18 protein-coding genes are annotated in these 16,759 nt (G+C 73.0%); 9 read left to right on the plus strand and 9 right to left on the minus strand.

Annotated elements, in window-relative coordinates; all coding sequences use genetic code 11:
• Positions 1-147: 147 nt before the first annotated feature.
• The 5 genes from ASD90_RS19710 (at position 148) to ASD90_RS19730 (ending at position 4,996) form a co-directional block, all read left to right on the plus strand.
• Positions 148-1,185 (plus strand): sulfate ABC transporter substrate-binding protein, encoded by a 1,038-nt coding sequence (locus ASD90_RS19710; protein ID WP_056760152.1) that lies wholly within the window; start codon positions 148-150, stop codon positions 1,183-1,185.
• Positions 1,182-2,189, plus strand: a complete 1,008-nt coding sequence (cysT, locus tag ASD90_RS19715) for a sulfate ABC transporter permease subunit CysT (RefSeq protein WP_056760154.1) — start codon at positions 1,182-1,184, stop codon at positions 2,187-2,189. The genes ASD90_RS19710 and cysT overlap by 4 nt, the downstream gene beginning before the upstream one ends.
• Entirely contained in the window at positions 2,186-2,992 is an 807-nt protein-coding gene (cysW, locus tag ASD90_RS19720) for a sulfate ABC transporter permease subunit CysW (protein ID WP_056760156.1), read from the plus strand. Before cysT ends, cysW begins: the two co-directional genes overlap by 4 nt.
• Positions 2,989-3,999, plus strand: coding sequence for a sulfate/molybdate ABC transporter ATP-binding protein (locus ASD90_RS19725; protein ID WP_056760158.1), 1,011 nt, complete (start codon positions 2,989-2,991; stop codon positions 3,997-3,999). Before cysW ends, ASD90_RS19725 begins: the two co-directional genes overlap by 4 nt.
• Before the next feature lie 532 nt (positions 4,000-4,531).
• The gene (locus ASD90_RS19730) at positions 4,532-4,996 is read left to right on the plus strand and encodes an Rrf2 family transcriptional regulator (RefSeq protein WP_056760160.1); all 465 of its coding nucleotides are present in this window, start codon (positions 4,532-4,534) and stop codon (positions 4,994-4,996) included.
• A 72-nt stretch (positions 4,997-5,068) separates the two neighbouring features.
• On the opposite strand, the gene ASD90_RS19735 is transcribed toward ASD90_RS19730, so the two are convergent.
• From ASD90_RS19735 to ASD90_RS19770, 8 genes are all read right to left on the minus strand, one after another.
• Entirely contained in the window at positions 5,069-5,569 is a 501-nt protein-coding gene (locus ASD90_RS19735) for an Rv3654c family TadE-like protein (RefSeq protein WP_304437873.1), read from the minus strand.
• Complete coding sequence (locus ASD90_RS19740) at positions 5,566-5,889, minus strand: TadE family type IV pilus minor pilin (RefSeq protein ID WP_056760165.1); 324 nt, start codon at positions 5,887-5,889, stop codon at positions 5,566-5,568. The genes ASD90_RS19735 and ASD90_RS19740 overlap by 4 nt, the downstream gene beginning before the upstream one ends.
• Positions 5,890-5,930: 41 nt before the next feature.
• Positions 5,931-6,134 carry a DUF4244 domain-containing protein gene (locus ASD90_RS19745; protein WP_056760167.1) on the minus strand — a complete coding sequence of 68 codons (204 nt, stop codon included), beginning with the start codon at positions 6,132-6,134 and terminating at the stop codon, positions 5,931-5,933.
• 76 nt (positions 6,135-6,210) lie between these two features.
• Positions 6,211-6,876 carry a type II secretion system F family protein gene (locus ASD90_RS23840; RefSeq protein WP_162260226.1) on the minus strand — a complete coding sequence of 222 codons (666 nt, stop codon included), beginning with the start codon at positions 6,874-6,876 and terminating at the stop codon, positions 6,211-6,213.
• The gene (locus ASD90_RS23845) at positions 6,873-7,826 is read right to left on the minus strand and encodes a hypothetical protein (RefSeq protein WP_056760171.1); all 954 of its coding nucleotides are present in this window, start codon (positions 7,824-7,826) and stop codon (positions 6,873-6,875) included. The genes ASD90_RS23840 and ASD90_RS23845 overlap by 4 nt, the downstream gene beginning before the upstream one ends.
• Positions 7,823-9,178, minus strand: a complete 1,356-nt coding sequence (locus ASD90_RS19760) for a TadA family conjugal transfer-associated ATPase (protein WP_082588882.1) — start codon at positions 9,176-9,178, stop codon at positions 7,823-7,825. Before ASD90_RS19760 ends, ASD90_RS23845 begins: the two co-directional genes overlap by 4 nt.
• Positions 9,175-9,972: a hypothetical protein gene (locus ASD90_RS19765; protein ID WP_056760173.1), complete on the minus strand. Its 798-nt coding sequence runs from the start codon at positions 9,970-9,972 to the stop codon at positions 9,175-9,177. Before ASD90_RS19765 ends, ASD90_RS19760 begins: the two co-directional genes overlap by 4 nt.
• A gap of 698 nt (positions 9,973-10,670) precedes the next feature.
• Positions 10,671-11,597, minus strand: a complete 927-nt coding sequence (locus ASD90_RS19770) for a Fic family protein (RefSeq protein WP_082588883.1) — start codon at positions 11,595-11,597, stop codon at positions 10,671-10,673.
• Positions 11,598-11,650: 53 nt separating this feature from the next.
• Here ASD90_RS19770 and ASD90_RS19775 point away from each other — a divergent pair, with 53 nt between their 5' ends.
• The 3 genes from ASD90_RS19775 (at position 11,651) to ASD90_RS24035 (ending at position 14,541) form a co-directional block, all read left to right on the plus strand.
• A complete protein-coding gene (locus ASD90_RS19775; RefSeq protein ID WP_056760176.1) occupies positions 11,651-12,580 on the plus strand; it encodes a hypothetical protein in 930 nt (309 codons plus the stop codon).
• 162 nt (positions 12,581-12,742) lie between these two features.
• A complete protein-coding gene (trpS, locus tag ASD90_RS19780) occupies positions 12,743-13,897 on the plus strand; it encodes a tryptophan--tRNA ligase (RefSeq protein WP_200958658.1) in 1,155 nt (384 codons plus the stop codon).
• Between the two features lie 38 nt (positions 13,898-13,935).
• Positions 13,936-14,541 (plus strand): nucleotidyltransferase domain-containing protein, encoded by a 606-nt coding sequence (locus ASD90_RS24035; protein WP_056760178.1) that lies wholly within the window; start codon positions 13,936-13,938, stop codon positions 14,539-14,541.
• Here the strand turns inward: ASD90_RS24035 and ASD90_RS19790 are convergent.
• Complete coding sequence (locus ASD90_RS19790; protein ID WP_200958659.1) at positions 14,502-15,368, minus strand: 1-acyl-sn-glycerol-3-phosphate acyltransferase; 867 nt, start codon at positions 15,366-15,368, stop codon at positions 14,502-14,504. The two genes, ASD90_RS24035 and ASD90_RS19790, sit on opposite strands and share 40 nt — an antisense overlap.
• A gap of 182 nt (positions 15,369-15,550) precedes the next feature.
• Here ASD90_RS19790 and ASD90_RS19795 point away from each other — a divergent pair, with 182 nt between their 5' ends.
• Positions 15,551-16,615 (plus strand): hypothetical protein, encoded by a 1,065-nt coding sequence (locus ASD90_RS19795; protein ID WP_056760179.1) that lies wholly within the window; start codon positions 15,551-15,553, stop codon positions 16,613-16,615.
• Positions 16,616-16,759: the final 144 nt, after the last annotated feature.

Raw genomic sequence — 16,759 nt, forward strand, 5'->3', positions numbered from 1 at the left:
GCTGCGTTATTTGACCAGTAACGCCTCGCTATTCGAAACTCCCATGCAACGGATAGGAAAGCAGCCACCCGACGGCCGCCGCCCGACCCGGCCCGCCGCACCCCGCGGCGCGACCCCGATCCGGACCTCACCCCTCAGGAGCCCGACATGCGCCGCCCCTCGATCGCCATCGCCGCCATCGCCGTCACCGCGACCCTCGGCCTGACGGCGTGTGCCGGCGGCGGCGCCAGCGACTCCGCCGCAGCGGCCGGCACGGCCGCCGCCGATGGCGCCACGACGAGCACCATCAACCTCTACGCGTATGCCGTCCCGAAGGTCGGCTTCGACGTCGTCATCCCCGCCTTCCAGAAGACGAAGGCCGGACAGGGGGTGCAGTTCCAGCAGAGCTACGGCGCCTCGGGCGACCAGAGCCGCAAGGTCGCAGCCGGCGCCGAGGCCGACTTCGTCAACTTCTCGGTCGAGCCCGACATCACGCGCCTCGTCGACGCCGGACTCGTGGACCCGAACTGGAACGCCAACGAGCACAAGGGGATTCCTTTTGGTTCCGTCGTGACGATCGTCGTGCGCAAGGGCAACCCCAAGGGCATCAAGGACTGGGACGACCTGCTCAAGCCCGGCCTCGAGGTCGTCACGCCCAACCCGTTCTCGTCCGGCTCGGCCAAGTGGAACCTCCTGGCCCCGTATGCCGCCAAGAGCAACGGTGGCGTCGACAAGGCTGCCGGCCTCGCCTACGTGTCCGCACTCGTCAAGGACCACGTGAAGGTGCAGCCGAAATCCGGCCGCGAGGCCACCGAGACCTTCCTGCAGGGCAGCGGCGACGTGCTCCTCAGCTACGAGAACGAGGCCCTCTTCATCGAGAAGAACGGCGACCCCGTCGAGCACGTGACGCCGCCCACGACGTTCAAGATCGAGAACCCCGCCGCGGTGCTCAAGGGCAGCAAGAACCTCGCCACGGCCACGGCGTTCAACGACTACCTCTACACGCCGGAGGCGCAGAAGCTCCTCGCCGAGGCAGGCTTCCGCCCCGTCGACCCGACCGTCGCCCAGGAGTACACCTCCAAGTTCCCGGCGCCGACGAAGCTCTGGACGATCGCCGACCTCGGTGGCTGGAAGACCGTCGACAGCACGCTCTTCAAGAAGGACGTCGGTGACATCGCCAAGATCTACGACCAGGCGACGCAGTGACGCCTGACACCGACCAGCAGCGCAGGGGCCCGTATCCGGAGACGGACGCGGCGCCCCTGCCGCCGCGTCCGGACGCGACCGCGCCGGACGGCATACGCCCTCACGGCGGCGACGCTGCGCTCCCGGACACGCCCCCGGACACGCTCCCGACCGGACGCCCGGCGGAGCCACCCAGGGGCACGACGCGACCCAGGCGCCACGGGAAGGGCCTCCGACGACTGCGGGGACCCCTCGGCATCGGCATCGTCACCCTGTGGCTCAGCGTCATCGTGCTCCTGCCGCTCGCGGCCCTGACGGTCGCGGCCTTCGACGAGGGCCTCGCCGGCTTCTGGGAGGCGGTGACCGCGCCCGCCGCGCTCGCGTCCCTCTGGGTGACCGTGCTCGTCTCGGCCGTCGTCGCGCTCGTCAACGCCGTGGTCGGCACGCTCGTCGCGTGGGTGCTCGTGCGCGACGAGTTCCGCGGCAAGCGCTTCGTCAACGCCGTCATAGACCTGCCGTTCGCGCTGCCGACGATCGTCGCCAGCATCGTGCTGCTCTCGCTCTACGGCCCCAACAGCCCCATCGGGGTCGAGCTCAACGCGACGCGCTGGGGGCTCGTCGTCGCGCTGCTCTTCGTCACCCTGCCGTTCGTCGTCCGGTCGGTGCAGCCGGTGCTCATCGAGGCCGACCACGAGGTCGAGGAGGCGGCCGCCTCCCTCGGCGCCACGACATGGACGACCTTCCGTCGCATCGTGCTGCCGACCCTGGCGCCGGCCATCCTCAGCGGCACCGGTCTCGCCTTCGCGCGCGCCATCGGCGAGTACGGCTCGGTCGTGCTCATCGGCGGCAACATCCCCCGTGAGACGCAGGTGGCCTCGCAGTACATCCAGCAGCAGATCGAGATCGACCGGCCGCTCAACGCCGCCGCCGTCTCGGTGGCCCTGCTCGCCATCGCGTTCGTCACGCTGCTGCTGCTGCGGGTCGTGTCGAGCCGCAGCCAGCGACGCGAGGAGCGTGACGCATGAGGGTCTCCCGGGGCACCCGCCTGACGCTGCGCGTCGTCGCGCTCGGCTACCTCTTCGTCCTGCTCGCCGTGCCGATCGGGGTCATCCTCTGGCGCACCTTCGAGCCCGGCCTGTCGGAGTTCATCGCCTCGATCTCCACGCCCGCAGCGAAGTCGGCGCTCAACCTGTCGCTGCTCATCGTTGCGATCACGGTGCCGGTCAACGTCGTCTTCGGCGTCGCGACCGCGCTCGCCCTCGTGCGCGGGCGGTTCCGCGGACGCGGGCTGCTCCAGGCCGTCGTCGACCTGCCATTCGCGGTGTCGCCGATCGTCGTCGGCGTCTCGCTCATCATGCTGTGGGGCGCAGGCGGGTGGTTCGGCGCCCTCGACCGGGCCGGCTTCCAGGTCATCTTCGGCATCCCGGGCATGGTCCTCGCGACGATCTTCGTCACGCTGCCCTTCGTCGTGCGCGAGGTCGAGCCGGTGCTCCACGAGATCGGCCAGGACCAGGAGCAGGCCGCCTCGACGCTCGGGGCCAACGGGTGGCAGACGTTCTGGCGGATCACGCTCCCCGCGGTCCGTTGGGGGCTGACCTACGGCGTCGTGCTCACGGTCGCGCGGGCCCTCGGTGAGTTCGGCGCGGTGATCATGGTCAGCTCCGGCTTCCCCGGGGTCTCGCAGACCCTGACGCTCCTCGTCCACTCGCGCTACATCGACGACCACAACACCTACGGCGCGTATGCCGCCGCCACCCTCCTCATGGGCATCGCGCTCGTCGTGCTGCTGCTCATGACCCTGCTCGACCGCAAGAGGAGCGACCGATGATCACCGTGACCAGCGCCCGCAAGGACTACGGCTCGTTCACCGCGCTCGACGACGTGAGCCTCGACATCCCGAGCGGCTCGCTGACCGCGCTGCTCGGGCCGAGCGGCTCGGGCAAGTCGACGCTGCTGCGCGCGATCGCCGGACTCGAGGAGCTCGACTCCGGGACCGTGACCATCGAGGGCCGCGACGTCACGGACGAGCCGCCGCAACGGCGTGGGATCGGCTTCGTCTTCCAGCACTACGCCGCGTTCAAGCACATGACCGTCCGCGACAACGTCGCCTTCGGACTGACGATCCGCAAGCGCCCCAAGGCCGAGACGAGCAAGAAGGTCGACGAGCTGCTCGAGATCGTCGGGCTCGACGGATTCCAGCACCGCTACCCGGCGCAGCTGTCGGGTGGGCAGCGCCAGCGGATGGCGCTCGCCCGGGCCCTCGCCGTCGACCCGCAGGTGCTGCTGCTCGACGAGCCGTTCGGCGCGCTCGACGCCAAGGTGCGCACCGACCTGCGCCAGTGGCTGCGCCGGCTGCACGACGAGGTCCACGTGACGACGGTGCTCGTGACGCACGACCAGGAGGAGGCGCTCGACGTGGCCGACCGGATCGCCGTGCTCAACAGGGGACGCATCGAGCAGGTCGGTGACCCCGTCACGCTCTATGAGCGCCCCGCCAACGACTTCGTCATGGGCTTCCTCGGCTCGGTCGCGCACCTCGGCGGGCAGCTCGTCCGGCCGCACGACATCGCCCTCGAGCGCAGCCGCGAGATGGCGCTGGCCCTCGACGCGAAGGTCCCTGACTCCCCCGGCGTCATCGACGCCGTCGTCGAGCGCGTCGTGCCCCTCGGCTTCGAGGTGCGGGTCGACCTGCGCGCCGACTCCGGCGAGCGGTTCGCCGCCCAGATCACCCGGCGCGACGCTGCCGAGCTGCAGCTGCGTGAGGGCGAGACGATCCACGCGCGCGCCGTCGGCCGGTCGAGCGTCGTTGAGCACGATCCCGCGCTCGCCATCTGACGCTCGCCGTCCAGGTGCGTGAACCAAGGTGGGACAGGTCTCGCACGGGCACAGGCAACGGCATAACGTATGCCGTGAAGCCCCTCTCGTCGCCGAGCGACGTGGGTGGGCGGCTCGGGTCACCGAGTGAACTGAGGCGGCGAGGGGACGACACCTCGCCGCCTCAGTCACACTCCCCACTCCCCACCCCTCAGTGGGCACTTCTCTCGGCTCACCGACCTCGGGGGTCTCCCCACGTCGAGTGGACCCCTCCCCTCGCGCACGGGACTCCGGGGTCTCCCACGTCGAGTGGGCACGTTCTCCCGGAGCATAGGATGCCGGGCGCTCTCGTGACCAGGGGACACGTTCTCCCGGAACACAGGGTGCCGGGCGCTCTCGTGATCGAGTGGGCACCTCTGGCCCGGCGGTCGGGTCGCCCACCTCGGGCGACGCGACCCCGCTCACTGGTGTGACGGGAGGTCAGCGGCCGATTCGGGAGGGTCGGGTGCGGGCATCGGCGCGGCGCGGGCGTCGTGTGCGGCAGACTGCACGGGTGGACATCTCGGCACGAGTCGACTACGCGGTCCGCGCGATGCTCATCCTCGCCGAAGCGGACGCGGAGGGGTCGGGCCCGATCAGCATCGACACCCTCTCGACCCGGCAGGAGCTGCCGCGCAAGTTCCTCGAGGCGATCTTCGCCGACCTGCGGCGCGGCAACCTCGTGCTCAGCCGTCGCGGCGCCCGTGGTGGCTACGTGCTGGGGCGCCCACGCGGGGACATCAGTGTGGGCGACATCTTCCGCGCCGTCGACGGACCGCTCGCCGAGGTGCGCGGCCTGCGACCGCACGAGACGGAGTACCAAGGGGTCGCCACCCATCTGCCGAGCCTCTGGGTCGCTGTCCGTGCAAGCCTGCGCGAGGTGCTCGACGACACCTCCCTCGAGGACCTGCGCACCGGCGACCTTCCCGACCGGGTGCGCCAGCTGCTCACGGCCCCGGACGCCTGGCAGAACCGCTGACGCTCAGCACCCGACACACCGGCTGACCCCGGGGCGAACCGCTGACGCGTAGCGGCACCGACGAGCCTGCCGTCAGCGTTCGGGACCGGCGCGTGAACGAGCCGTCGCAGGCTCGGGCCAGAGGGCGGCACGGACCTCGACCCGTAGCTCGAGGTCACCTCCCGTCGACGAGCACGACTGCGTCGCAGCACCATTCGCGCGAACCACCTGGTGCGCGACGGAGCAGGCCTGTCCTGCTGACACTCCGTCCTGCATCGCCGCGGCGCCGGCGAGTGCGCCGAGGTCGGCGGCGACGCGGGCCCGGTGGCTGGCCACGACCACCGAGGCCACGACGAGGCCACCCGCCGTGAGGGCGAGCACCACGGCCACGAGCGACAGGACCATGACACTCGCCGCCCCGCGCTCGCCCTCCGGCCTGCGCCGCAACGTCGGCGTCGGTGCGGGTGACGGTGCCGGCTGAGATGGCAGGGTCGGCGCGGGTGACGGCGGGGGCGGAGGTGACACCGTCGGCGCGAGTGACCGTGACGGCGACGGCAGGGGCTCCGGCGATGGCTGGGGCGGCGGGGCGCTCATGACGGCGACTCGACCGGGGTCACGGCGGACGCGCTCAGCTCCCAGCCAGGGAGCAGTCCCCAGCCCCCGGTGCGCGCCGAGACGGTGACCCGCACTCCCCCGCTGACGCCGGCGACCTGGACCCGAGCGCCCGCCGGGGCCGACTCGGCCGCGAGCGCCCGTACCCGCGGGGGGTCGTCACCCCGGGCCGCAGCCCGACCGGCCACGCGTGCCGCGTCGACGCACCGGATCTGGTCGACGGCGGCGTTGACGGCGACGAGGCAGAAGGCCAGGACGAGCACGATGGACGGGATGGCGACGGCGAGCTCCGCCGTCACCATCCCGCGCTCCCGGCCCGGATCGGGTCGGGCGCGTCGCGACCTCACCCCGCGATCCCCAGGGCGCTCTGGACGATGCCGGCCAGGGCGCCGCGCACCGCGTCGGACTTGACGACTCCGAGCAGCACGAGCGCGAAGGTGCAGGCCGCCATGATGCCGACGGCGTACTCCGCGGTCGTCATCCCTCGGTCCTGAGCCCCCGCGATCGCCCTGCACCTCGCGCGCAGTCGGATGAGCTTGTGGGTCATGGGTTCTCCTCTCCTCACCCGGACGGGATGCCCGGGATGCGTGCCCTCGTGGGTCGAGGGACGGTCGATGGGCCGGTCAGCTGCGGAGCAGGTCACCGGCGAGGGCGATGACGAGCGGCGCGACGGTGGTCAGGCAGAAGGCCGGGAGCAGCACGAGACCGAGCGGGGCGACGAGACGCACGCCGACCTTGGCCGCGGAGACCTCGAGCCGCTCGAGCTCGGCCGCGTGGAGGTCGTCCGAGGCGGCGAGCAACATGGCTCCGGGCGGGACCCCCGCCTGGTGGGCGATGGCGACCGCCCGGGCGGCCGGCGCCCACGTGGGACCGACCGACGCCCAGGCCTCGGCCTCCGTCGCTCCCCACCTCAGGGCGGCCGCGACCTGGCGAAGGTCCCTGGACGCACGACCCGTCAGGCCGGTGGCCACCGCCTCGAGGACGTCCCACGTGGGAAGACCCGAGCGGTAGGCCAGGGCCAGCAGGGAGAGCGCCGCAGACACCTCGGCTTCTGTCGCCTCACCGTCGCCGGCGCTGCTGTCGTCAGAAGGACGACCTGGACGTCCCGCCGAGCCCGTCTCGGGTGTCGAGCCGACGCCGCGGTGAGTGAGGAGGTCATCGGCCCCCCGAGCGGATGTGTCGCCGCCGCCTCCGAGGAGGACGAGGACGGCCAGGGCGGTCAGGCCGGCCGCCACGAGGCCGAGCGCCGGAGCGTCTCGCAGTGCGTCGACGAGGACCTCGGGTGTCACGGTCGCACCGCCCGTCGGACCATCCGGGTGCACCAGACCCGCCCGACCGACACGAGGAGCAGTCCAAGGAGGACCGAGACCGTCGCGACCGGGGAGCCGAGGTAGAGCGTGGCCGGGTCGATGCCGCAGGCGAGCCCGAAGAGCGGGCCCGTGAGCGGCAGCAGGGTCAGCACCGTGACGGTGGCACGCGGGCCGGCCACGGCGACGGCGACCTTGCCCCGTCGTGCCCGGGCGTCGAGGAGCCCGCGGACCGCGCGGTCGACCGCGGACGCGAGTGGCGCACCCGTGCTCTCGGACAGGCGCCAGGCAGCGGCGACGAGCGCCAGCTCCTGGGACGCGCTGCGCGCTGCCCACTGTGCCCAGACCGGCGACGTGGGCTCCGCTCGGTCGGTCGCCTCGAGCAGGCCCCCGACGAGCCGGTCGATGTCGGCGACGGGCACGGTCCGGTGCTCCTCGCTCGCGAAACCGAACCCCCGCCGGCGGCGGGGCGACGAGGCTGCGGACGACCGCCGGCTCCTCCGCCCCGAGGCCTCGCGGGCCAGACGGACCCGCTCGGCGCCGAGCGTCGACGTGGCCGCGAGCTCGATGGCCCGACTCGGCGTCAGCCCTGCCCCGAGCGCAGGTCCGATGCCCCGCAGCAGGTCGAGCACGTCGTCGACGAGCGCTCCCGGCCGACGACGAAGTCGCCACCGGCGGAAGAGGTCGACCGGATCCCGCTGCCACACGCTCTGTCCCGTGGCATCAGAGCCCGGCGAGGACCCGTCCGCTGCCGGGTCGCGACCAGCGCGCTGCCCGCCCCGGGTCCCGCCCCCGGTCCCGCCCCCGGTCCCGCCCACGGCGCCGACGCGGACGTCGACGTCGGTCGACCTCAGCGGCACCCGACGGGGCCACACGAGCACCGCCAGACCGAGCAGGGCCGCCGCGACCACCCCCGCTGACCCGGCGTTCACGACGCCTCCCCTATTCGGACGGGGTCGTCTGGCGCAGCCGAAGAGGTCGGATCAGGGCACGCCATCACTGCGGCCGGCGGGCCCGGGTGGGAGTCAGCGAGCGCACGGCCCGTCCGCCCGGCCTCCGCCCCCAGCACGGGGCCGACTGCCAGCACGGGGCCGCCTGACAGCGCTGGGGCGTGCCGTGCGAGCTCCGTCTCCAGCCCGAGGCGGCCCGCCAGCGCCGACCACGCGGGGCCGAGGCGGGGCTCCTGGCCCGGGCCGTCCCACTCGAGCGCGGGCACGATGCAGGGGTCGCCGTCGCGGCGGAAGAGCGCCGCGACGGAGGCGACGCGCCGGCCACCGCGGTCGCGTGTCACGTGCACGACGACGTCGATGGCCGCCGCCAGCTGGGCCCGGACCGCCTCGGGCGTCAGGCCCGTCAGGGCGCCCAGTGCCTCGAAGCGGGCCAGGACGTCGACGGGAGCGTTGGCGTGCACCGTGCCGCAGCCACCCTCGTGTCCGGTGTTGAGTGCTGCGAGGAGCTCCCGGACCTCCGCCCCACGCACCTCTCCCACGACGATCCGGTCGGGGCGCATGCGCAGCGCCTGGCGCACCAGCGTCGTGAGCGTGACCTCGCCGACCCCCTCGACATTGGCCGGACGCGCCTCGAGCCGCACGAGGTGCGGGTGGTCGACCGTCAGCTCGCGCACGTCCTCGACGACGAGCAGGCGCTCGACCGGGTCGATGCAGCCGAGGAGCGCCGCGAGGAGCGTCGTCTTGCCCGCTCCCGTGCCGCCCGAGACGACGAACGCGAGCCGCCGGGCGACCAGCGCACGCAGCACGGGCTCCCACTCGGGAGGCAGCATCGCGCGGTCGCAGAGCTCGGACAGCGACACCGGCTCCCGTGGCGGTACCCGGATCGTGATGTGCGGACCGCCGTCGACGAGGGGCGGCAGCATCGCGTGGAGGCGGGCTCCCGACGGGAGCTGGCCGTCGACCCACGGGCTCGCCTCATCGAGGCGCCGGCCCGCGATGCCGGCGAGGCGCACCGCGAGGCCGCGCGCGTCGTCGGCGTCGAGTCGCTCACCCGCCCACTCCATGCCGTGGCCGCGGTCGACCCAGATGCGCCCGTCGCCGTTGACGGCGATGTCGGTGACGCCCGGCTCGGCGAGCCACGGGTCCAGCGGCCCGGCGCCGAGGACCCTCGCGGCCAGCGCCGAACGGGTCTCTGCGACGCGCTGGGCCCCGAGGGCCCCGCGCTCCTGCGCGGCCACCTCGGCGACCGCGACGCCGTCAGGACCGACGCCGCCCCGGACGCGCTGCCACATCGCCGCCGTGAGCGAACCGCCCGGGCGTGGCTCGACGCTCATGCCGCGACCGCCTGGTCGGTGAGCCGGAGCAGCAGGTCGTCGGCGGCGCGCACGACCTCACCACGTCCCCGCGCGCCCGGCGGCAGCCCCTCGGTCACCTCGGCGGCCAGGCGCCGGTCGTCGCCGATCGTCGCAACGAGCGGCACGTCGAGCCCGTCCACGACGAGGTCCTCGAGGTCGGGCTCGATGCGGTCGCCCCGCAGCACCACCCAGGGCTCGATCGGCAGCAGCGGCTCGGCATCCCACGACCGGCCCGCGTCACGCTGCCGGCGCAGCAGGCGGCGCACGCCAGTGACGACGGCGGAGGTGGCGCAGAGCTGCGGCACCTGTGTGCCCGACACGACGACGACCGCGTCGACGAGCAGGGCCACCCCGGCCAGCACGGACGGGTCGCGCGACAGGTCGAGGACCGTCAGGTCGTGCGCGTCGGCCAGGCCGGCCACGACGTCCGGCAGGCTCTCGGCCCAACCGCCGGCCCCGTCACCCTCGTCGGCGGCGGGCCACACCCAACCCGCGCCTCCGCTTCCCGACAGGACCGCCACCCCGCACGAGACCGGGAGCTCGTCGGCCAGCCCGAGACCGTCCACCAGGCCGGCGACGTCGGCGAGCTCGGGCCAGCGCCAGCCCGGCTCCTGCTCGAGCCCGAAGATGACGTCGAGACACCCCGACACCCGGTCGAGGTCGACGGCCACGACCGAGCGACCGGCCGCGGCGGCCCGCACTGCGACGGCGACCGCCAGGGTCGAGGACCCGACCCCACCCGAGGCCGGCACGAAGGCGATGACGTTTCCCATGCGCCCACCGTCACGCAGTCACACGGGCCCGCCCAGCGGCATACGCGAGCCGGTGGACAGAGCGCCCCCGCGCCAGAGGGGTGTGGACAACGAAAGCCACGCCGAGCCCGGCGCGCCGACCCGCAAAGGTCCGGAAAATGGCGGTGGCCTTCGTCCGGGGGAAGACGAAGGCCACCTCACGAGACTGGCACCGGGGGGGAGGGGCCAGATCGCGTCGGTGCTCGACCCAGGAGGGGAGCACCACCAACAATGCTGGACGCTAGTCCACCGGATTGCAAACCGAGAAGTCACGACACGCGATGATTTCTCATGATTTGTCATGACACGAGGGAAACGTTCAAATCCGGCGACGAGGAACGATCCTCGCACACAGCGCGGAGGCCCCCGGACCGTCGGTCGGAGGGCCTCCAGAGAAGCTCCGGGCTACCAGGCGTGCATTCTCAAATATGTCGCCCCGGTTGTGCGCCCGGGGGTGGACTGTTCCAAGGGAACTGCTCTCGCGTGGGTACTCGGCCTCTTCTCGAGACATCTGTTCTGCGTGGATCCGGATCTACGCCTCTCGGCGATGTGGTTCCTGACTCCGTTCTACTCCACGGCGTCGGCGTGGCGACACCCCCCACCTCCTCGCGGCGGCAAGAAACTGTCCACCCCCGTGGACATCCCGCACGAATCGTCGCAACCAGGCGTTCAGCCGAGACTCAGGTGAGCCGCCCCGCCCGCACCGCGTCGCTGATCCGCGCGCCCTCGGCGGCGCCGCGGACCATCGCCTCCCCGGCCTGCGAGAGCCAGAGACCCACGCCTGCGGCGCCACCCTGGGCGTATGCCGTGAGCGCACCGAGGTAGGCCGGCCCACCGTTCGCGACGTGGCCCGCCTCCGGGACGGCGACGCCCGTCGGGTCGAGCCCGAGGGCCTGGACGAGCGCGCGCTCCATGGCCCGCGCGACGAGACCGTTGCCGTGGACGAACGGGCGGATGGAGGCGATCTCGGCGTGCACGAGGGCGGCGACCACGGCTGCGGGGACCCGGTTGCTGCCGGCCGCTGCGACGACCACGTCGGACAGCGAGGCGAGGCGTGCGGCCACGACGGTCGGGGCGGGTGCGGGCCCGAGGTCGACGAGCTCGGTGCAGTCCTCGTCGCCCATGCGGGGACGGCCGAGCGCCTCGCCGCGGACGACGGGCGAGGCGGCCGCGACGTGGAGCCGGGCGAGCGCCTGGAGCGGGGCGGTGCGCACGAGCGCGACGACGCGCTCGCTCTCGGCCGTCGCCGAGACGGCGCCCTTGAGGGTGCGCAGGCCCGGGTCGAGGTCGTCCGGCCAGTCGCGGGCACCGCTCATCAGCGCGCGCACGACGTCGACGGGGAACTCCGCGCCGTCGAGTGCCGCGCTGGCCTGCGCACCGCGGACGCGCGACTCGGCGGAGGCCTCGGGGATCCGCCGGCGCAGGGCCTCGTGGAAACGCAGCCGGGTGCAGGCCTCACGAGCCGCGTCCGCGCGGTCGCGCACGTCGGGCAGCTCGGTCAGTGCGGCGAGCTGGTCGAGCAGCGCCGCCTGCTGGGACGTGCGGCTCGAGGCCGAGCTGGTCGGGCTGGTAGGGCTGGTAGGGCTGGTCGGGGTCGGGTCTGGCACGCCTGTCAGCCTAGGTCTGTCGACGGGGGCAGCCCGACTGTCACGATGAGACGGTGACCACTTCCGCCGTCCTCGGCTGGCTCCTCGACGGTGACGTCGCCGTGGCCCACCTCGCGACGCGCGACCTGCTCGGTCACGAGGACGCGAGCCTCCAGGCACGGATCGCCACCGAGGGCATCGGCGCGGCGCTGCTCGCCGCGCGTGGGCCGGAGGGTCACTGGGGACGCGGCTTCTACCAGCCGAAGTGGACCTCCAGCCACTACACGTTGCTGCAGCTCAGCCAGATCGGACTCCCGGGCGCCCACGACGCCGCCCGCGAGACCGTGGCCCTCGTCCTCGGCTCGCACAAGGCTGCCGACGGTGGGGTCAGCCCGTCCCCACCCACGAAGCCGAGCGACGCCTGCATCAACGGCATGGCCCTCGGCTACTCGAGCTGGTTAGGAGCGCCGGAGGGCGAGCTGCGCAGCGTCGTCGACTTCCTCCTGCGTGAGGTCGTGGCGGACGGGGGCTTCAACTGCCGGCACAACCGTCCCGGCGCCGCCGTCACGCACTCGTCGGTGCACACGACGGTGTGCGTCATCGAGGGCATCACCGGCTACCTCGCGTCGGGCGCCGCCTACCGCGCCGACGAGCTGGACCGGGCACGCCTGTCGGCGGCTGAGTTCCTCCTGCGCCACCGGCTCCTGAGGAGCGAGCGCACGGGGGAGGTCATCCGGGCGGAGTTCGCCGGGCTGCACTACCCGGCACGGTGGCACTACGACGTCCTGCGGGGACTCGACTCCCTTGCGGGCGCTCGGATCCCGCGCGACGAGCGCATGGACGAGGCCTTGGCGATCATCCGAGGTCGCCGTCGCCCGGACGGCCGTTGGACGCCCGCCCGCGCCTACCCCGGCCTGACCCACGTGCCCAACGAGCGGGTGGGCATTCCCAGTCCGTGGGTCACCCTGATCGCCGAGCGGGTGCTCCTCGCGTATCCTGACTGACATGAGTTCGACCGTCGCACCGACCCGCGCGTGGTGGCTGCCCAGCTGAGGCGGCCCTTCGAACCAACCCGAGATCAGGAGCCGCCCACGGGCGGCTCCTCGCATGTCCAGGACGTGCGGCGAGGTCTCTCCCGTGGGCACCGACCACGACCAGGAGAGACCATGACCACCAGCTTGACCACCAGCACGACCACCCTTCCCACGACGCTCGCAGCGGCCGACCCCGACGAGAACGCGACGTATGCCGCGGCGCTGGATCGCAGCGCCGTCCTCGACGCGCTCATCGACGAGCGCGCCTCGGGTTCCGATGTTGACGACACCGGGGACGGCGCCCGCTTCCGGATGCTCACCGGCGACCGACCCACCGGCCCGCTCCACATCGGCCACTACCTCGCGAGCCTCCGCAACCGGGTCCGACTGCAGGACAAGGGGGTCGAGACCTTCGTCGTCATCGCCGACTACCAGGTCATCACCGACCGCGACTCGGTCGGTGAGATGGGCGCCAACGTGCAGGGCCTCGTGCTCGACTACCTCGCCGCCGGCCTCGACCCGGCACGGACGACGATCTTCACGCACAGCGCGGTGCCGGCGCTCAACCAGCTCATGCTGCCGTTCCTGTCGCTCGTCACCGACGCCGAGCTGCGCCGCAACCCGACGGTCAAGGACGAGCTCGCGCTGTCCGACGGTCGGCCGCTGTCGGGCCTGCTGCTCACCTACCCGGTGCACCAGGCCGCCGACATCCTCTTCTGCCACAGCCGGATCGTGCCGGTCGGGCGCGACCAGCTGCCGCACCTCGAGCAGACCCGCGCCATCGCGCGCCGCTTCAACCAGAGGTATGCCGCGGGGCACAGCGTGTTCGCCGAGCCTGAGGCCCTGCTCAGCGAGGTCCCGCTGCTCCTCGGCACGGACGGCACGAAGATGAGCAAGAGCAAGGGCAACGTCATCAACCTGCGCGACACCGCCGACGAGACGGCGGCCCAGATCCGCGCGGCACGGACCGACTCGGACCGACGGATCACGTTCGACCCCAAGGGCCGTCCGGCCGTCGCCAACCTGTTGACGATCGCCGGCCTCTTCCTCGGTGCGGCACCGGAGTCGGTGGCCGAGCGCGTCCGCGACGGCGGCGCCCAGGCCCTGAAGCGCGTCGTCACGGACGCGGTCAACGAGGCCCTCGCCGGGCACCGGGCACGGCGGGCCGACCTGGCCCGCGACCCGGCATACCTCACGTCGGTGCTCCACGAGGGGAACGCGCGGGCCAACGAGGTGGCCGAGCGGACGCTGGCGACGGTGCGGGCGGTGATGGGGATGAGCTACTGACACAGCCCGCGCGCGGCGGCCCGGGCCTAACCTGAACCATGGCGGCGGACGACACGGCAGACGGCACCAGCGACGACACCAGCGACGACACCACAGCCGACACCACAGACGACAACGCAGGCAGCCTCGCTGAGGCGACCCCCGAGCAGCAGCTGGCCGCGATCGCTGGGGTGGGTGCCGCACTGGACGGCGCCGGCGTCGACCACTGGCTCTTCGGGGGCTGGGGCGTCGACTTCTGGGTCGGTCGGGTCACGCGTCCGCACCACGACGTCGACCTCGCCGTCCGCCGGGACGACCGCCCTGCGATGCACCGCGCCCTCCTCCAGGAACGCTGGCAGCACACGCCGTTCGAGGACGAGGTCGTCGGGACGCGCTACCGGCGCGGCAGAGTGCTTCTCGAGCTGACATTCGTCCTCGACGACGGCGGACGGGTCCTGATCCCGTTCGAGCCGGAGGCCGCGGTGTGGTCCGAGCAGGCGTTGGGTGACGCCCGGAGGACTCTCGACGGGGTCACGGCACGAGTGCCCGCGCTCGAGATCATGCTTCGCGACAAGAGCCACCCGCGCACGGACGATGCGGACGACGCCGCGAAGGACCGGGCGGACTACGAGGCGCTCTCGCGGGTCGACGGAGGCACGACCTGAGAGCGACCGGTCGCCACCCGCCGACGTCGGGGGCGGCCGACGGGGGCGACCTTGCGAGAGCGTCGGATTCGCGCCTCTGCTGCCAGGTCTGCCTGGCGCATCCCCTCCTCGTCGAGGCGTATCCCCTCCTCGGGACCGGGCGCGCTGCCTCCGCGTGAGGCAGGGAGCCACCAGCGGTCGGCGTCGTCCCGGGGCTGCTCGGGATAGGCGTCCATCGCGTCGGCGAGCAGCGCGTCCAGGCGCGACCGGAGCTGCTCTGAGACGGCATACGGGTCGGCGTCGGGAGCGGGCACCAACGGCTCCCCGACGCGGATCGTGACGGGCGTCCCGCGGCGGAGGCTGAGGCGGCCGCCGACGGTGTGGATCCGCTGGCTGCCCCAGACGGCGACCGGGACGAGCGGCACCTGGCACCACGTCGCGACGGCGGCCGCGCCGGGGCGCAACGGCCGCAGCTCCCACGAGTGGGAGATCGTCGCCTCGGGGAAGAGCCCGACCACCTCACCCTGGCTGGCCTTGGCGACGGCGTGGCGCAGCGCCATCTCGCCGTGTGCGCGGTCGACGGCCATGTGGCCCATCGCCCGCATCGCGGCGCCGACGAGGGGCGGGAGGAAGATGCCCTGCTTGGCGAGGAACCGGACGAACCGGCCCCGCCTGCGACCGACGAGGCCGACGAAGAGGAAGTCGAGGAAGCCGACGTGGTTGCCGGCGAGCACGGCACCGCCGTCTCGCGGCAGGTGCTCGGCCCCGCGCACGTCGAGGCGCAGCCCGAGCACCCGGAACAGGCCGAGAGCAGCACGGATGACGAGGCGATAGGTCCGGTCGGTCACACCTCATCTTCGTCACCTGACCTCCACCCGGACGGGGAGCGACACGTGGGCGCCCCCAGCGGTATCAGGCGTTCCGGGTCGCACGTCTGTCTGGTGCGAGGCGGTCCACCCTCCTCGCCGCTCGCCCCGGAGGACCCCGGCGGGCTCAGAACGACCCGGGTGGACCCGTCAGGAGGGCGGTCATGGCACAGGCTTCGGTGGGACTGACCGTGGCGCCGGTGGTGCGTGACACCGCCTCGTGGCGCACGGTGGTGCACTGGGCACAGGACCACGTGACGGGGCGTGACCGGGAGCTCGCCCGCCTGGACTGGCAGATCGAGAGCGTCCGCGCACGCCTGTCGGGCCAACCGTCGCGGTCCACGGAGGCCTGGGAGGGCAGGGGCGACGGGAAGGACCATCCGGACCCCATGGACGACGTCCTCCGCCTCCTCGACAAGGCCAGGGCCGCGTGCGAGGAGCACGACGCCGGCAAGGGCTGGGCGCTGGTCAGCCGGGCCGAGGAGCTCGAGGTCTCCTTCCTCGGACGCCACCAGCTCGACGCCGCCCGGCACAGCCTTCGCTGCGAGATCGCCCTCGACGACGAGGCCGGGTGGTGGCGCGAGGCGGCCCTCGACCTGCTCCGTCGGATGTCGCCGGGCGCCATCGCGGTGAGCCGCTCGACCGACCCGAGGGATCCGGCCGACCCAGCCGACCCAGCCGACCCTGCCGACCCGGCCTCCGACGGCGACCCCGTCCCCACCCGCAGGGCGACGGCATCGGACCTGCGCGCCGACCGCGAGTACCTGCGCGAGGCCCGACGCATCCGCAACGACCTCAACAGCAGTCGGTATGCCGCGATGGAGGCCAACACGGCCCAGCGGATCTGGCTCTCGCTCATCCTCGTCGGGTTGCTCGCCGTCGCCGGCTGGCTCATCTGGGCCCATCTGGGCACCCGGTCGCACGCCCTCGACACGCCCTGGCTCGCCTCCTCGGCGGCCGTGGCCGGGACCATCGGCGCGGTGACGAGCGCGTTGCAGCGCCTCTGCGCACATCCGCGGGCCCAGCCACCGGCTCACCTCGGGTCGTTGACGACCGCCATCGTGCACGCGCTCATCGGGTCGGTGGCGGCCTTGACCTTCTACTTCGCCACGGCCGGCGGCATCATCACCGTCCCCGGCCCGCACGCCGACCTGCTCATCGTGCTCGGCGCCTTCGGGTCCGGCTTCGCCGAGCGGCTCGTCGTCTACGTGCCACGGAACAAGTCCTGAGCGGGTGCAGCCCCGGCAGGGCGCCGGGACCGCACCCGACCTGTGTGTGGCTTCGTGTGTGACGACGCGGCCCACTCGACGCCGGGGTGGGTGCGGCGAGTGTGACGACGCGGCCACTCGACGCCGGTTGGGCATGGCGGTGCG

Source organism: Terrabacter sp. Root181, assembly GCF_001428505.1.
Lineage (GTDB): Bacteria > Actinomycetota > Actinomycetes > Actinomycetales > Dermatophilaceae > Terrabacter.

Excerpts from the sequence above, each read along its gene's own strand:
- ASD90_RS24035 (WP_056760178.1), top strand. The coding sequence starts at position 13,936 with ATGGCGGCGGACGACACGGCAGACGGCACCAGCGACGACACCAGCGAC.
- cysW (WP_056760156.1), top strand. The coding sequence starts at position 2,186 with ATGAGGGTCTCCCGGGGCACCCGCCTGACGCTGCGCGTCGTCGCGCTC.
- ASD90_RS19710 (WP_056760152.1), top strand. The coding sequence starts at position 148 with ATGCGCCGCCCCTCGATCGCCATCGCCGCCATCGCCGTCACCGCGACC.
- trpS (WP_200958658.1), top strand. The coding sequence starts at position 12,743 with ATGACCACCAGCTTGACCACCAGCACGACCACCCTTCCCACGACGCTC.
- ASD90_RS19740 (WP_056760165.1), bottom strand. The coding sequence starts at position 5,889 with ATGGTGACGGCGGAGCTCGCCGTCGCCATCCCGTCCATCGTGCTCGTC.
- ASD90_RS19745 (WP_056760167.1), bottom strand. The coding sequence starts at position 6,134 with ATGACCCACAAGCTCATCCGACTGCGCGCGAGGTGCAGGGCGATCGCG.
- ASD90_RS19795 (WP_056760179.1), top strand. The coding sequence starts at position 15,551 with ATGGCACAGGCTTCGGTGGGACTGACCGTGGCGCCGGTGGTGCGTGAC.
- ASD90_RS19735 (WP_304437873.1), bottom strand. The coding sequence starts at position 5,569 with ATGAGCGCCCCGCCGCCCCAGCCATCGCCGGAGCCCCTGCCGTCGCCG.
- ASD90_RS19725 (WP_056760158.1), top strand. The coding sequence starts at position 2,989 with ATGATCACCGTGACCAGCGCCCGCAAGGACTACGGCTCGTTCACCGCG.
- ASD90_RS19765 (WP_056760173.1), bottom strand. The coding sequence starts at position 9,972 with ATGGGAAACGTCATCGCCTTCGTGCCGGCCTCGGGTGGGGTCGGGTCC.
- ASD90_RS19760 (WP_082588882.1), bottom strand. The coding sequence starts at position 9,178 with ATGAGCGTCGAGCCACGCCCGGGCGGTTCGCTCACGGCGGCGATGTGG.